11 protein-coding genes are annotated in these 14,768 nt (G+C 70.1%); 7 read left to right on the top strand and 4 right to left on the bottom strand.

Translation table 11 applies throughout. The features are described from left to right. Positions 1-3: 3 nt before the first annotated feature. Positions 4-1,581 carry an HD domain-containing phosphohydrolase gene (locus EAS64_RS18880; RefSeq protein ID WP_145854382.1) on the bottom strand — a complete coding sequence of 526 codons (1,578 nt, stop codon included), beginning with the start codon at positions 1,579-1,581 and terminating at the stop codon, positions 4-6. A gap of 150 nt (positions 1,582-1,731) precedes the next feature. On the opposite strand from EAS64_RS18880, the gene EAS64_RS18875 reads away from it, so the two are divergent. Then, positions 1,732-2,355: a class I SAM-dependent methyltransferase gene (locus EAS64_RS18875; RefSeq protein WP_145854380.1), complete on the top strand. Its 624-nt coding sequence runs from the start codon at positions 1,732-1,734 to the stop codon at positions 2,353-2,355. Between the two features lie 131 nt (positions 2,356-2,486). On the opposite strand, the gene EAS64_RS18870 is transcribed toward EAS64_RS18875, so the two are convergent. Then, positions 2,487-3,500, bottom strand: coding sequence for a LacI family DNA-binding transcriptional regulator (locus EAS64_RS18870; protein ID WP_145854377.1), 1,014 nt, complete (start codon positions 3,498-3,500; stop codon positions 2,487-2,489). A gap of 333 nt (positions 3,501-3,833) precedes the next feature. On the opposite strand from EAS64_RS18870, the gene EAS64_RS18865 reads away from it, so the two are divergent. The 4 genes from EAS64_RS18865 to EAS64_RS18850 all read left to right on the top strand — a co-directional run bounded on the left by EAS64_RS18865 (position 3,834) and on the right by EAS64_RS18850 (position 9,122). Continuing rightward, positions 3,834-5,246 (top strand): ABC transporter substrate-binding protein, encoded by a 1,413-nt coding sequence (locus EAS64_RS18865; RefSeq protein WP_145854375.1) that lies wholly within the window; start codon positions 3,834-3,836, stop codon positions 5,244-5,246. Positions 5,247-5,398: 152 nt separating this feature from the next. After that, the gene (locus EAS64_RS18860) at positions 5,399-6,370 is read left to right on the top strand and encodes a carbohydrate ABC transporter permease (RefSeq protein ID WP_246115741.1); all 972 of its coding nucleotides are present in this window, start codon (positions 5,399-5,401) and stop codon (positions 6,368-6,370) included. Positions 6,371-6,384: 14 nt separating this feature from the next. Beyond that, on the top strand, positions 6,385-7,344 hold the full coding sequence (locus EAS64_RS18855; RefSeq protein ID WP_145854371.1) for a carbohydrate ABC transporter permease: 960 nt from the start codon (positions 6,385-6,387) through the stop codon (positions 7,342-7,344). 71 nt (positions 7,345-7,415) lie between these two features. Further along, entirely contained in the window at positions 7,416-9,122 is a 1,707-nt protein-coding gene (locus EAS64_RS18850; protein WP_145854369.1) for a glycoside hydrolase family 13 protein, read from the top strand. Between the two features lie 90 nt (positions 9,123-9,212). Here the strand turns inward: EAS64_RS18850 and EAS64_RS18845 are convergent, their stop codons facing one another. Together EAS64_RS18845 and EAS64_RS18840 are read right to left on the bottom strand one after the other, a co-directional pair. Beyond that, on the bottom strand, positions 9,213-11,810 hold the full coding sequence (locus EAS64_RS18845; protein WP_145854367.1) for an ATP-dependent Clp protease ATP-binding subunit: 2,598 nt from the start codon (positions 11,808-11,810) through the stop codon (positions 9,213-9,215). A 122-nt stretch (positions 11,811-11,932) separates the two neighbouring features. Beyond that, positions 11,933-12,868 carry a fructosamine kinase family protein gene (locus EAS64_RS18840; RefSeq protein WP_145854365.1) on the bottom strand — a complete coding sequence of 312 codons (936 nt, stop codon included), beginning with the start codon at positions 12,866-12,868 and terminating at the stop codon, positions 11,933-11,935. A gap of 185 nt (positions 12,869-13,053) precedes the next feature. On the opposite strand from EAS64_RS18840, the gene cobT reads away from it, so the two are divergent. Both cobT and EAS64_RS18830 read left to right on the top strand, forming a co-directional pair. Beyond that, on the top strand, positions 13,054-14,118 hold the full coding sequence (gene cobT, locus EAS64_RS18835; RefSeq protein ID WP_145854363.1) for a nicotinate-nucleotide--dimethylbenzimidazole phosphoribosyltransferase: 1,065 nt from the start codon (positions 13,054-13,056) through the stop codon (positions 14,116-14,118). Positions 14,119-14,125: 7 nt separating this feature from the next. Continuing rightward, positions 14,126-14,761, top strand: a complete 636-nt coding sequence (locus tag EAS64_RS18830; RefSeq protein WP_145854361.1) for a bifunctional adenosylcobinamide kinase/adenosylcobinamide-phosphate guanylyltransferase — start codon at positions 14,126-14,128, stop codon at positions 14,759-14,761. The last annotated feature ends 7 nt before the right edge of the window (positions 14,762-14,768 follow it).

The raw sequence follows: 14,768 nt of genomic DNA, 5'->3' as shown, positions 1-14,768 counted from the left end.
CGGTTACTGGACCGGGAGGGCGATCTCGTCCTCGGGGAGCAGGCCGTGCTGCATCGCGAACATCGCGGCGGACGCCCGGCTCGAGGCGCCGATCTTGGCGTAGATGTGCTCCACGTGGTTGCGGGCCGTCTTGGGCGTGATCACCAGCTCGGTGGCGATCTGCTTGTTGGCGGCGCCGCGGGCCAGCAGGACGAGCACCTCGATCTCGCGGGCGGTGAGGCCCGCCACCGCGGTCCGGCGGCGCGCCACCCGGTGGCCGGCCGCCTCGAGGACGGCGCCAACCGCATCACCATCGAGGCGGCCGGCGCGGACCTCAGCCTGCAGCTCCGCGGCCGCGGCCGCGGCCGTCCGCGCGGGACGGTACGGCCGTGGCTCGCGCATGGCTTGATACGCCTCCGCCGCGCCGAGCACCCGGGCCAGCCGGGAGATCGCGCCGCCGGAGAGTCCTCGCGGGTAGCCGCTGCCGTCAAGCCGCTCCCGCAGCTGCACCGCGATCTCGCCGAGCGGCGCGAGCGCGGCCGACTGCCGCAGCATCCGCTCGGTCAGGTAGGGCGCCATCCTGACCCGCTCCCACTCGCCGGCGCTCAGCGGCCCCGGCTTGTCCAGGATCGAGTTCGACACGCCGAGCCGGCCATAGCCATGGACGAGGCCTGCCCGGTACAGCAGGGCTGTCTTCTCGGCGGGCAGGCCGAGCCTGCGCCCGGCGTCCTCGGCAAGCTCCGCCACCGCGAGGGAGTGACCGAGCATGAATGGCGACTTCAGGTCGACGAAGTTCGCGATCGCGGTCAGCGCGGCGTCGAGCTCCGCCGGGCTGAGTCCCACGGTCAGCGCCGGCTCGGCGGCGATCACCGCCTGCCAGGTGGAGACCGTGTCGAGGGCGTCGAAGATCTCGTTCGCCGACTTGCAAAGCAAGTCCGCCAGTTCCGGATCGAACTGCCTGCCGGACCTCGCCTGGGCCAGGCTCCGCGCGGCGTCAACCCCGCGCACCCGGTGCGCCACCTCCATGAACTCGGAGAGCTGAGCGATCCGGGCCGCGACCGGGACCGCCTCGGCCCGCAGTTCGCCCGGCCAGCCCCGCCCGTCCCACTGCTCGTACGCCGAGCCGACCGCGTCGCGGACGCCCGGCGGCAGGCCGAGCTGCTCGGCCAGGGTCTTGGCCAGCCGGGCATGCTGCGCGATCATCCCGTCGAGTTCGCGGTGCCCGGAGACCGCGAACTCAAGCCCCACCCGGAACCGGTACAGCGGCGAGTTGCCCGAGCCGATCAGCCGCAGGGTCGAGAGCGCCCCGCGCATGCTGCGCATCTCGTGGTCGTACTTGCCCGACTTGAGCGTGATGTCATCGCCGAACCATTTCGCCTGCTCATGGGCGTCGGCGTGACAGCCGACGTTAACGAGCAGCGCGGTGTAGTAGACGGCCGCCCGGTCCTCCTCGCCGAGCGCTCCGCGATCGGCGAGACGCAGGGCGATCAGGCACTGGCGCAGCACGTGCTCCATCGGCTGGCCGAAGCCGAGGTCAATGCCGAGGGACAGTGACGCGACAAGCTCGGCCAGCCGGACCCGCTGGCGTCCGGCTTCCTCCATCGCACCAGGATAACGCCCGAGGTCGCGACGCAAGTAGCCCGCGAAGATGAGGCATCGGCCCCATGCGGCGCAGGCCCGCGCGCCCGTACGGTCAGTACATGGAAACGCTCCGTCAGGGAGCGCGCGGGAACGAAACGAAGTGATGCAGCCATGTCGTTGCGAGACAGCCTTTTCGCCATCACCTATGACCGGCAGATCGCACGGGCCGAGGAGGCGGGGCTGCGCGCCATGCGCAAGCGGCTGCTGGCCGACGCGGCCGGCCAGGTGGTCGAGATCGGCGCCGGCACCGGGGCGAACCTGCCCTGGTACGGCCCAGAGGTCAAGTCCCTCACGGTGACCGAGCCGGTGCAGCCGATGGTCCGCAAGCTGGAACGACGGGTTCGCGAGCTCGGCTCGGACGCCACGGTGCTCCGCGCGCCTGCCGAGGACCTGCCATTCGAGAGCGGCACCTTCGACGTGGCAGTGTCGACGCTCGTGCTGTGCGGTGTCGACGACCAGCCGCGGGCGCTGCGCGAGCTGCGCCGGGTGCTGCGGCCGGGCGGAACGCTGCTGTTCCTTGAGCACGTCCGCTCAGGCGATGCCAAGCGGGCACGCCAGCAAGACCGGCTGAACTGGCTCAACAGGCTCGTCGTCCGGTGCGACTGCAACCGGGCCACCCTGGACACGATCAGGCAGGCCGGCTTCACCGTCACCGAGGTGGAGAACACCGCGCTGCCGAAGGCGCCGCCGTTCGTCCGCCCGGCCATCATCGGCACCGCGAAGGCGCCGGCCTGAGCGCGGGGGCCGCGCCCGGAGGATTCTGGCCTTGGGGCACCCAGAGCCCGCTCTATTGGCCCCCGGGCACCCAGAGCCAGAATCATGCCGGAACTCATGGGTGTCGGGGGCAGCAGTGACGGGCGGGAGCGTCAGGGGGTCTTGGCGGGGCCGGTTGAGCCGCGGACGACCAGTTCGGGCTCGAACAGTAGCTCCTCGGCGTGCGCGATCACGGTCTCCATCTGGTTGACGAGCAGCGCCACGGCGGCCTTGCCCATCGACTCGATCGGCTGGCGGACCGTGGTCAGCGGTGGGTCGGTGGCGTTCAGCCAGGCGGAATCGTCGTAGCCGACCACGGAGACGTCGCCGGGGACGGTCAGGCCCGCCCGGCGCACCGCGCGGATCGCGCCGAGCGCAAGCACGTCGCTGCCGCAGATGATGCCGGTGACACCCTGGCGGAGCATCCGGGTGGTGGCCGCCTGGCCGCCCTCGAGCGAGAACAGCGCGTGCTCGACGGGTGCGGCGCCGAGGCCCGCGCCCGCCGCGGCCTCGGTGAACGCGGCGAGCTTACGCCGCGACGGCATGTGATCCTCGGGGCCGAGCACCAGGCCGATCCGCTCGTGCCCGAGCGCGGACAGGTGTGTGAAGGCCTGCACGGCGGCCGAGGCGTCGTCGGTGGCCACGCACGGGAAGTCCAGGTCGATCGCCGCGTTGATCAGCACGACGGGCACGCCTCTGCCGCGCAGCAGGCGGTAGTGCTCGTGCGGCGCCGCGACCTCGGCGTAGTGGCCGCCGGCGAACACCACGCCAGACGCGTGCTGCTCGAGCAGCATGTCCACGTAATCGGCCTCGGACAGCCCGCCCGCGGTGCGGGTGCAGAGCACCGGGGTAAAGCCGCGCTGGGCAAGCGCGCCACCGATGACCTCGGCGAGCGCGGGGAAGATCGGGTTCTGCAGCTCGGGCAGGACGAGGCCGATCAGCCGGGCGCGCTGGCCGCGCAGCTTGCTCGGCCGCTCGTAGCCGAGCACGTCGAGGGCGGTGAGCACCGCTTCCCTGGTGCTGTCTGACACCCCGGCCTTTCCGTTGAGCACTCTGCTCACGGTGGCCTCACTAACCCCAACCTTCTTCGCAACCTCGGCAAGACGCCGGGCGGGAGTACGCGTCATGCAGCAAGTGTACGTCATATCAACGCAAGAATTTGCGTTATCAGAGAGATATTTTCACCCTCTGACGGCGAGTGCTCCGCTGACTTGCAGGGCAAAAGCCGCAGGATAACGGGCTATGTGGCCGATGTGAGCGTTCACCGGAGAAGAGTCCAAGACCTGCATATGAATGTTGTTTCTTTGCAGCGGATGATCGAGATCTTGCCGACAGATGTCTGGCTATGTATGTTCACCCCTAACGGCGACGGTGCCCGGCCCGGCTGCTAGCGCGACAGGCGCGAAGCAGGGCGGGTGTGCCCATCGCCCACATTCAGCCCCATAGAAAGGGATGGAGCGATGAGCAGCATCTACGACCGACTGCGGCGCCCGCGGGCTATCGCGGTGGCCGCTGCGGCGGGACTTGTTCTGACCGCGGCGGCCTGCTCAAGCGGCTCGAGCAACACGGCCACCCCCGGCGGGACGACAGGCGCGTCCGGCCAGAAGGTCACCATCAGCATCGACTGCGCGCCCCCCCAGGCGCAGCAGCCCGTGCAGCACAAGGAATGGCTCGAGGATGTAGGGATCTTCGAGAAGGCCAACCCCAACATCACCATTAACAGCATCTACAACTACCCGTGCGAGCAGACCGCCAGCTTCACCTCGATGCTGCGCGGCGGGACCGAGCCGGACATCTTCTACACGTACTTCACCGACCTGCCGCAGGTGCTCCTGGCCGGCCAGGCGGCGGACATCACCCCGTACGTGAATTCCAAGACGGTACCGAACCTGGCCGACATCGCGCCGAGCTCGATGAAGGCGGTCACGGCGGGCAAGACGCTGTACGGCCTGCCGACCTCCAACTACACGCAGGGGCTCATCTACAACAGGAAGCTCTTCCAGCAGGCGGGACTCAACCCCGACAACCCGCCGACCACCTGGGCCGAGGTCGAGACGGACGCGACCGCGATCGCCAAGCTCGGCAACGGCATCGAGGGCTGGGGTGAGTACAGCGCCGGCAACAACGGCGGCTGGCACTTCTCCTCCTACATCGACGCCGTGGGCGGCAGCATGGTCAACACCAACACCGCGCCCGCCACCGCGAGCTTCAACACCGCGGACGCCCAGCAGATCCTGCAGGCACTGCACAACCTGCGGTTCAAGGACAACGCGATGAGCGCCAGCCAGGGTCTCGCCTGGGGCGCGCTGCAGCAGCAGTTCGGCGCCGGCAAGCTCGGCATGTACATCGCCGCGCCCGACGACATCTACAACGTGATCGTCCCGACGGACAAGGGCAACCTGAGCGACATCGGGATGGGCCCGCTGCCCAGCCTGACGGGCACCGCGGCCGGCTCGCTGTCCGGCGGCAACGACTTCGTGTTCGCGAAGCACGACACCCCGGCGCAGATCGAGGCCGGCATCAAGTGGATCGACTTCGAGAACCTGACGCCGGGCACCGGCCAGTTCAACTTCACCCGGCAGAAGGCGGACGGCTTCCCCGTCGGCTTCCCCGAGCCCGAGCTGTTCGTCGGGCCCACCGGCGACAAGATCAACTCGCTCCGGGCCGCGTCCGCGACCATCAACACCGCCTACTACCAGCCGTTCATCAAGGCACAGGAGAACGGCGACGGCGAGCCGACCGACGCGCAGGCCGTCTACAAGACGCTTGACCCGGTGATGCTCGCGGTGCTCACCGAGCAGAACGCCGACATCCCGACGCTGCTCAAGACCGCCACCTCCAACGTCAACACCCTCCTGCAGAACGCGGGCTAGCGGAGTAGGCCGCAACCGTTCTGAATGCCGATTAGAAACCCCGTATCGTGCGCGGGGCGGGCGGCGACCTCCGCCACCCGCCTCGCGCCCGGCTCTGACCGCCGCCCTCCACCCTCCACACCCCACCCGCCAACCCCGGACTGGAGATGCTCATGGCAGACGTCGCAACCCGCCGCGCACCGCGGCTCGCACGGCTCGCGGCGCCTGCGCCGCCCGCCCGCGGGCGGCTGCTGGCCAAGGCCAAGCGCAACTCCGCCGCCTGGGGCTTCCTGATCGGCGCGGTGCTCTGCTTCACCTTCTTCTCCTGGTACCCGATCGTCCGCGAAGTCATCATGAGCTTCCAGAAGCCGGTGTACGGCGGCGGCAACACCTTCGCCGGCTTCTCGAACTACATCCGGATCATCCACGACCCGACGTTCTGGAAGGCCTGGCGGAACACCCTCGAATTCACGATCCTGGCCCTGGTCATCGGGTTCGCGGTGCCCTTCATCGTGGCGATCGTGCTCAACGAGCTGCGGCACGCGCGCGGCTACTTGCGGGTGCTCGTCTACCTGCCGGTGATGCTGCCGCCCGCCTCGGCGCTGCTGCTTTTCGCCTACTTCTACAACCCGCAGTACGGGCTGTTCGACGACATCCTGCGCACCCTGCACCTGCCCGAGTCGCAGTGGGTGCTGCAGCCGGGCGACGGGTTCTTCAGCACCGCGATGATCGCCGTCGTGATCGCCTCGACCTGGATGAACATGGGCGCCGCCACGCTCATCTACCTCGCCGCGCTGCAGAACATCCCCGGCGAGCTGTACGAGGCGGCCGAGCTCGAGGGGGCGGGCATCCTGCGCCGGATCAGGCACGTGACCATCCCGCAGACCAGGCTGATCCTGATCACGCTGCTGATGATCCAGGTCGTCGCGACCATGCAGATGTTCATCGAGTCGTTCGTGCTGACCAACGGCGGCGGCGGTGTCGACAACAACACCATGTCAGTCGTGATGCTCATCTACCAGTACGCGTTCGCGATGAGCGGCGCGAGCAACTACAACAGCGCCTCGGCACTCGGCGTGATCCTCATGCTGGTGCTCGCCGTGTTCTCCGGCGGGTTCCTGTGGGCCACCCGCGAGCGCGGCTAGGAAGGGGGACCTCGATGACCGTACTCGCCACCGCGGCCACCAGGACGCGCATCGGCCGGCGCGGGGGCCGCGCGCGGCGCACCACGCCGGGAGCGTCAACGCGGACGCTCATCTCCGACGTGCAGCGCAACACGCGGCGCGGCAAGATCATCTACCGCACCGTGCTGACCCTGGTGATCGTCATCTTCACGCTGGTCTTCATCGGCCCGCTGTACTTCCTGTTCACCGACGGGCTCAAGTCGACACAGGAGGCGATCGCGACGCCGCCGACGCTGTATCCGCACAGCCCGCAGCCGAGCAGCTACGTGGACGCGTGGAACCGGCTCGACGTCGCCGGGATGCTGTGGAACACGGTCTACTACGCGTTCGGCGCGCTGGCCTTCCAGCTCGTCTTCGACGTCGCCGCCGCGTACTCGCTGTCCAAGCTGCGGCCGGTGCTCGGCAACGTGGTGCTGTTCATGATGCTCGCAACGCTGATGATCCCGGTCGCGGTGCTCGTCGTGCCGCAGTACGTGACCATCGCCAGCCTCCCGTTCACGCACTGGAACCTGATCGGGTCACCCGAGGCCATCTGGCTGCCCTCGGTGGCGAACGCGTTCAACATCTTCCTGCTCAAGCGGTTCTTCGACTCCATACCAAGCGACTACATCGACGCCGCGTCGGTCGATGGCGCGTCCCGGCTGATGATCCTGTGGCGGATCGTGCTGCCCATCTCGCGGCCGATCATCGGGGTTGTCTCGATCTTCAGCCTGGTCGCGGTGTGGAAGGACTTCCTGTGGCCGCTGCTCGTCGAGTACGGGTACTCCCCCACCAGGGAGACGCTGAACGTCGGGATCTGGCAGGCCACGTTCGGCACGCCGCAGAATCTGATCATCGCGGCGTCCGCGATGGCGGCCATCCCCACGATCGTGTTCTTCCTGATCTTCCAGCGCAACATCATGGCCGGCCTGACGGCGGGCGGCATTAGAGGCTAGACCGCCCCCTTTCGCATTTAATGACACCACACAAGGCAAGGCACGCCGTGTGGTCAGCCCTCGCTGCCCGCATGGCGTCCGCCACCCAGCAGAAAGCAGGTTTCACCGTGCACGAGCAGGCATCAAGCCGGACCGCCGAGTCCAGCGATTCCTGGTGGCGTGGCGCCGCGATCTACCAGCTTTACGTGCGCAGCTTCGCCGACGGCGACGGCGACGGCATCGGTGACCTGGCTGGCGTCCGTGCCAAGCTGCCCTACCTGGGATCGCTCGGCATCGACGCGATCTGGTTCAACCCCTGGTACCCGTCGCCGATGGCCGACGCGGGCTACGACATCTCCGACTACCGGTCCATAGACCCGGTGTTCGGCACACTCGACGAGGCGGACGCGCTGATCGGCGAGGCACACGCACTCGGCATCCGGATCATCGTGGACATCGTGCCGAACCACGGCTCCGACCGGCATCCCTGGTTCACCGCCGCGCTCGCCGCCGGACCTGGCTCCGCCGAGCGGTCCAGGTTCTGGTTCCGGCCGGGCCGCGGCGCGGACGGCTCGCTGCCGCCGAACGACTGGCAGTCGATCTTCGGCGGGCCCGCGTGGAGCCGGGTGACTTCACCCGATGGCACACCCGGCGAGTGGTACCTGCACCTGTTCGCGCCGGAGCAGCCCGACTACAACTGGTCCTCGGCTGACGTCCGCCAGGAATTCGAAGACGTGCTGCGCTTCTGGTTCTCCCGCGGTGTGGACGGCATCAGGATCGACTCGGCGGCGCTGCTCTGCAAGGATCCGCTGCTGCCCGACGTCGCTGCTGACGCACCGCCTGGGCCTTCGCATCCGTACACGGACAGGGACGAGGTGCACGAGGTCTACCAGGCCTGGCGAGCGGTCGCCGACAAGTTCCCCGGGCGGATGCTGATCGGCGAGGTCTGGCTGCCCGACGCTTCGCGGCTCGCCCGCTACGTGGGTCCCGGCGAGCTGAACACGGTTTTCAACTTCCCGTACCTGGACTGCCCGTGGGACGCTGCAGCGTTGCGGCGGGTCATCGACCAGACGCTCGCGCTCAACGCGCCGCTCGGCGTGCCTGCCACCTGGGTGCTGTCCAACCACGACGTGGACCGGGTGGTGTCCAGGTACGGGCGGGCCGACACGGCGTTCAGCCTTGACCGGCGGCCGTACTTTCACGGTTTCCCCGTCGACCTGACGCTCGGCACCCGGCGCGCCAGGGCGGCGGCGCTGCTGACCATGGCGCTGCCCGGCTCGGTGTACATCTACCAGGGCGAGGAGCTCGGTCTCTGGGAGGTGCAGGACATCCCCGACGAGCTGCGCCAGGATCCGATCTGGGCACGGACAGGCGGCGCCGACCCGGGCAGGGACGGCAGCCGGGTGCCGCTGCCGTGGTCAGGCACCGAACCGCCGTTCGGGTTCTCCCCCGATTCTCCCGACGGCGCGGTGCAGCCGTGGCTGCCGCAGCCCAAGGAGTGGCGGGACCTGACCGTTTCCGCGGAGTCGGTTAGCGGCGACTCGATGCTTGCCCTGTACCGGGACGCGCTGCGGCTGCGGCGGTCTTCGCTGTCTTCGCTTGGCGAGTCGATGTCGTGGTGCCCGTCGGCGCCCGGCGTGCTCGACTTCTCGCGTGGCGAGGGGGTGCGGTGCGTGGCGAACCTGTCCGGTGAGCCTGCGGCGCTGCCGCCCGGGGCTGCCGTGCTGCTGGCGAGCGGGCCGCTGACCGAGGACGGGCGGCTGCCCACGGACACGACGGCCTGGGTGCGGGTGGCGTGATCTGTTAGCTCTCCCGGTCGCGGGCCGGCCTGCGGCGAGGCCGGCCCGCGACCGGGTCAGGCGCTTTATGGGCCGCTGGTGGGCCGCTGGTCAGCCGCGGTCGGCGGATGCCTGCTGATCGTGGTCGGCCGTCGGCTGTGCCGGGACCTGAGCCGGGTCACGCTCGTTGATCTTGAATGCGAGCGCGTCGCCGTCCTGGGTCACGGTCACGTGCTGCCCGGGGAGCAGTCGCCCGTCGAGCAGCATCGAGGACAGACGGTTGCCGACCTCCCGCTGAATGGTCCTGCGCAGCGGACGGGCGCCGAACTCGGGCTGGAAGCCGCGCCGGGCCAGCCAGCCGACCGCATCGGCGGTGAACTCGATCGTGATGGCCTGGGCGTGCAGGCGGCGGGTGGTCTCCTCGAGCAGCAGGCTGGTGATCTGGCGCAGCTGCGTCTCGTCGAGCTGGCGGAAGATGATGATCTCGTCGATGCGGTTGAGGAACTCGGGGCGGAACGACTCGCGCAGCAGGCCCATGATGCGCTCTTGGGCTTCGCCGCCCACCGCGCCGCCCACCGCGCCGCCCTCGAAGCCCAGCCTGCGCCGGCCGATCAGGTCAGAACCGAGGTTGCTCGTCATGATCACCACGGTGTTCTTGAAGTCCACCGTGCGGCCCTGCCCGTCGGTGAGCCGCCCGTCGTCAAGGACCTGGAGCAGGATGTTGAACACATCCTGGTGCGCCTTCTCGATCTCGTCGAGCAGCAGGACGGCGTACGGGGTGCGGCGGACCGCCTCGGTGAGCTGGCCCGCCTCCTCATAGCCGACGTATCCGGGCGGCGCGCCGGTCAGCCGGCTCACGGTGTGCCGTTCCTGGAACTCGCTCATGTCGATGCGGATCATCCGGCCCTCGCTGCCGAACAGGGCCTCGGCGAGCGCCCTGGCCAGCTCGGTCTTCCCCACGCCGGTCGGCCCCAGAAACAGGAAGCTGCCGATGGGCCGGTGCGGGTCGGCAAGCCCCGCCCGGGAGCGGCGTACCGCCTCCGCGATGGCGGCCACCGCGTCGTCCTGGCCGATCACCCGCTGGTGCAGTTGCTGCTCCAGCTGGAGCAGCCGGTCCCTTTCCTCCTGGGTGAGCTGGGTGACGGGGATGCCTGTCGACCGGGAGACGATCTCCGCGATGTCAGACGGCCCGACCTCGGGGATCGCCTTCTCGCCCGCTTCGCCCGTTTCGCTGCCTGGGGCGCCGGCCTGCTGGCTCAGTCCGGCGATCTGGTCGCGCAGCTCGGCGGCCCTGGCGTAGTCCTCGGCGCCCACCGCCTCGTCCTTCTCCCTGTGCAGCTCCCCGAGGCGGCGCTCGGCCTCGCGGCGATCCCGCGGCGGCGTCTTGGTCCGCAGCCGCACCCGCGCGCCCGCCTGGTCGATCAGGTCGATCGCCTTGTCCGGCAGGAACCGGTCGGTGATGTAGCGGCTGGAAAGCTCCGCCGCGGCGACGAGCGCCTCGTCGGTGATGCGGACCTGATGGTGCGCCTCGTAGCGGTCGCGCAGGCCGCGCAGGATCTCGATGGTGTCGCTGACGCTCGGCTCGGGGACCAGGATCGGCTGGAACCGCCGCTCGAGCGCCGCGTCCTTCTCGATGTTCTTGCGGTACTCACTGATCGTGGTGGCGCCGATGATGTGCAGCTCACCACGGGCCAGGGCGGGCTTGAGCATGTTCGCCGCGTCCATCGCGCCCTCGGCGCCGCCGCCCGCGCCGACGACCGTGTGGAGTTCGTCGATGAAGACGATCAGCTCGTCGCTATGCGCGCGGATCTCGTCGATGACCTTCTTCAGCCGTTCCTCGAAGTCGCCGCGATACCTGGTGCCGGCCACAAGGCCGCCGAGCTCGATCTGAACCAGGCGCTTGTCGCGCAGCGTGTCTGGCACGTCCCCGTCGACGATCCGTTGCGCGATGCCCTCGACGATGGCCGTCTTGCCCACCCCAGGCTCGCCGATGAGCACCGGGTTGTTCTTGGTCCGCCGCGACAGCACCTCAATCGTCTGCTCGATCTCCTGACCACGGCCCACCACCGGGTCGATCCTGTCCTCCCTGGCCAGCGCCGTGATGTCGACGCCGAACTGGTCCACGGTCGGCGTGCCTGACGGCCGGCGGCCTGCGCCGTCGCCACGGCCGCCGCGGCCGCCGGGGCCTTCGCCCAGAGCCGCGTCCCGCAACGCCTCCGGGCTGACGTGGAAGTCCCTGAGCACCCGGTCGGCGGCCGAGTCGGGGTTGACGGCGAGCGCGAACAGCAAGTGCTCGGGGCCGATGTAGGACGAGCCGAAGGCGCGGGAGATCTGCCGCGCGTCGAGCAGCGCCCGCTTGGCGGCCGGCGTCATGCTCGGCGGCTCGTCGCGGGGCTGGCCGTGCCGCGACCTGGACTCGATCGCCGAGGCCATGGCGTCCGGGTCGGCTCCCGCCGCGCTCAGCAGGCGGCGCACCGGCTCCTGCCGGGTCGCTGCCCAGAGCAGGTGATCGGTGTCCAGATCAGGGTCGCCCCACAGCGCCGCCTGCGTCGCAGCGTCCCGCATCAGCTCGCGGGCCTGCTCGGTGAGCAGCTGGGTGATGTCGATCCGCTGCACAGGCCGCGGCGCGGGATGGCCGAACATGCGAGCGAAGATCTCCTCGAAGGGACTGGTACCAAAGTCACCGGACCCGAAGGGGTCGTAAGTCATGCGGAGCTCCCCTGAATGGCATTCACTACTCTCAGTAGCGCTCGCCTATCGGGCAAGCGCCCGGCACCGCGGCACTACCCGGCCTGCTAGCTGTGCAAACGAAGGTCAGCTCAGGCGGGGTGTCAGCCTTGCCGACCGGCGAGGGCGGCCCGCGCGGCCGAATTCAACTGCGGAGCGTAACCAAGGCCGAAGAGACAGACGTGCACCAGGAGCGGGTGAAGCTGGTGCAGCGGCACGCGTGCGCGCCAGCCTTCCGCCAGCGGGACCGTCTCGGTGTAGCCGCGCAGGATCTCCGCCAGGTCCGGTGCGCCGAACAGGGCGAGCATCGCCAGGTCGGTCTCCCGGTGGCCGCCGTGCGCGGCCGGGTCGATCGGCCAGCCACGCCCGGCCGACCACAGGACGTTGCCCGACCACAGGTCGCCGTGGATGCGGCTGGGCTTTTCCGGTGGTCCGGCAAGCTCGCCGATCCTCGCGATGACGGCTTCTACCTGCCTGGCCTCGGCGGCAGGGAGCGCGCGCTGGTCGCGCGCCCGCCTGAGGTACGGCAGGAGGCGCCGCTCCGCGTACCAGGCGGCCCAGTCCGGTTCTTCGCGGTTGGCTCGCGCGCTGTCAGGCGGCGTACTGTCAAGCGGCGTACTGTCAAGCGGCGTGTTGTCTAGGGGGAGGGACGCGATGTACCCGGGCCAGGGGGCACCGAAGGCAGGCGCGCCCGCCGCGTGCAGCCGCGCTAGGTCCGCGCCGAACCGGCGGGCAGCGCCGGGCGGCGGGTTCTCCTGCGGCCCGATCAGCTCGATGACCAGGAATTCCGCGGACACTCCGATGACTTGCGGCACCGGCGGGCCGCCGTCCGCCCCGGCAAGCCAGCGCAGCCCGTTGGCCTCGGCCGCGAAGGCCGCGGCGGACTCGCCGTCCGGGCTGGCCCCGGCCTTGACGAAGACGTCGCGTCCGTCGGCCAGCGTCCCGGTGAGGTGGCGGACGCCGTGCTGGCCGCCCGCCTCCCGAAGCCGGGCGAACGGGATACCGAGCGCTTCGCCGATCCGTTGCGACAGACTGGACATGACCACCCCATATCCTGGCACGGCTCGCCTGATCAGTACGGTAGCCAAACTCGCGGCTTCTCAAGCTGGCGGGCGCGTGGTCTGCTGATTCGCGTTTTTGAATGCAACGGGCCCGCAACACTGCGAACTTAGATGTACGGGAATTCAATGCTCGGGGATTCGATGCACGGGGAAGGTGCGCTGGCATGGCCGGGTTGCTTGACGAAACGGTGGCGGTGATCGGCGGGCTCGACGAGGACGCGATCCGCGCCGCGCGGCTGCGGCAGGACTCGCTGACCAAGCCGCGAGGGTCGCTCGGGCGGCTCGAGGACGTGTCGGTCCGGCTCGCGGGGATCGCCGGGCAGTGCCCGCCGCCGTTGCCGCTGCCCGCTGTGGTCGCGGTGTTCGCCGCCGACCACGGGGTGCACGCCCAGGGCGTGTCGCCGTGGCCGCAAGAGGTCACCGCGCAGATGGTGGCCAACTTCCTGGCAGGCGGCGCGGCCGTGAACGCGATCGCCGCTCAGGCGGGTGCCGACGTCCGGGTCGTGGACATCGGGGTCGCCACTCCCCTGCCGGCCGCCGCCGGGCTGCTGTCGCGGAAGGTCAGGGCGGGGACCGCCGACATGACGACCGGGCCCGCGATGAGTGCGCAGGAGGCGCTCCGCGCCATCGAGACGGGAATCGAGATCGCCCGCGGCCTAGTGGCGAACGGGCACCGGTGCCTGATCACCGGGGACATGGGCATCGCCAACACCACCGCGTCGGCGGCGCTCATCGCGGTGTTCACCGGCGCCGACCCGGCCGCGGTAACCGGGCGCGGCACCGGCATCGACGACCCGACCCTCGCACTCAAGGTGGACGTGATCCGGCGCGCGCTCGCGCTGCACTCCCCCGACCCGGCCGACCCGCTCGAGGTGCTCGCCCGCGTCGGCGGCCTCGAGCACGCCGCGCTCGTCGGCCTCATGCTCGGCGGCGCCGCGGAGCGGGTCCCGGTGCTGCTCGACGGGGTGATCGCGTGCTCGGCGGCGCTCGCCGCCATGGCCTTCGCGCCGTCGGTCACCGGCTTCCTGTTCGCTGGTCACCTGTCCACCGAGCCTGGTGCGCGGCGGGCGCTCGACGCGCTCGGCCTCGAGCCCCTGATCGACCTGGGACTGCGCCTCGGCGAGGGGTCCGGCGCGGTCCTCGCGCTGCCGGTGGTTGCCACCGCCGCCCGCGTGCTGCGCGACATGGCGACCTTCGACAGCGCCGGCGTCTCCGGCGAAAAGGCCTGATGGCCTGATGCGGCTGATCCGCGGCCGCGATCCCGGTCCCCTCGCGGCGCCGGGCGCGCTGCCGCTGCCCGGCAGGCCGCGGCGCGGCCGGCCATTCCGTGTGCTGGTACTCGGCGGCGCGCGGTCCGGGAAATCGGTGACGGCGGAGCGACTGCTCGGCAACCGCGACCAGGTGGACTACATCGCCTGCGGTCCACGAGCGGACGACGGCGATCCCGACTGGGCCGAGCGGGTACGACTGCACCGCGAGCGCCGGCCAGCGCACTGGACGACGCTGGAGACGCTCGACCTCGAGGCCGTGCTCACCGGGCGGGACCTGTCCGCCGCGCGGCAGCGGGTTCCCGTGCTCATCGACTGTCTCTCCACCTGGCTGGCCGGCGTGATGGACGAGTCCGGCCTGTGGGCTGGGGTCGAAGGGGCGGACAAGGAACTCTCCGGCCGGGTGGACGGGCTGCTCGACGCCTGGCGGTCCACCACGCGGCTGATGGTCGCGGTAAGCAACGAGGTTGGCTTGGGCGTGGTGCCCCCCACCGCCTCGGGTGTCCGCTACCGCGACGAACTCGGCCGGCTTAACGCGCAGGTCGCCGCCGAGTGCGAGCAGGTCTGGCTGTGCACCGCCGGGATCGCCCGGCGGCTGCGGTAGCAGGCCG

Origin of the sequence: Trebonia kvetii (assembly GCF_007827045.1) — a bacterium.
Taxonomy (GTDB): domain Bacteria; phylum Actinomycetota; class Actinomycetes; order Streptosporangiales; family Streptosporangiaceae; genus Trebonia; species Trebonia kvetii.
The sequence above is the reverse complement of the archived record's forward strand: the minus strand, read 5'-3'. Positions and strand labels throughout refer to the sequence as shown.

Coding starts and splice junctions, on each gene's coding strand:
- EAS64_RS18880 (WP_145854382.1), bottom strand. CDS start 1,581: ATGGAGGAAGCCGGACGCCAGCGGGTCCGGCTGGCCGAGCTTGTCGCG.
- EAS64_RS18875 (WP_145854380.1), top strand. CDS start 1,732: ATGTCGTTGCGAGACAGCCTTTTCGCCATCACCTATGACCGGCAGATC.
- EAS64_RS18870 (WP_145854377.1), bottom strand. CDS start 3,500: ATGACGCGTACTCCCGCCCGGCGTCTTGCCGAGGTTGCGAAGAAGGTT.
- EAS64_RS18865 (WP_145854375.1), top strand. CDS start 3,834: ATGAGCAGCATCTACGACCGACTGCGGCGCCCGCGGGCTATCGCGGTG.
- EAS64_RS18860 (WP_246115741.1), top strand. CDS start 5,399: ATGGCAGACGTCGCAACCCGCCGCGCACCGCGGCTCGCACGGCTCGCG.
- EAS64_RS18855 (WP_145854371.1), top strand. CDS start 6,385: ATGACCGTACTCGCCACCGCGGCCACCAGGACGCGCATCGGCCGGCGC.
- EAS64_RS18850 (WP_145854369.1), top strand. CDS start 7,416: ATGGCGTCCGCCACCCAGCAGAAAGCAGGTTTCACCGTGCACGAGCAG.
- EAS64_RS18845 (WP_145854367.1), bottom strand. CDS start 11,810: ATGACTTACGACCCCTTCGGGTCCGGTGACTTTGGTACCAGTCCCTTC.
- EAS64_RS18840 (WP_145854365.1), bottom strand. CDS start 12,868: ATGTCCAGTCTGTCGCAACGGATCGGCGAAGCGCTCGGTATCCCGTTC.
- cobT (WP_145854363.1), top strand. CDS start 13,054: ATGGCCGGGTTGCTTGACGAAACGGTGGCGGTGATCGGCGGGCTCGAC.
- EAS64_RS18830 (WP_145854361.1), top strand. CDS start 14,126: ATGCGGCTGATCCGCGGCCGCGATCCCGGTCCCCTCGCGGCGCCGGGC.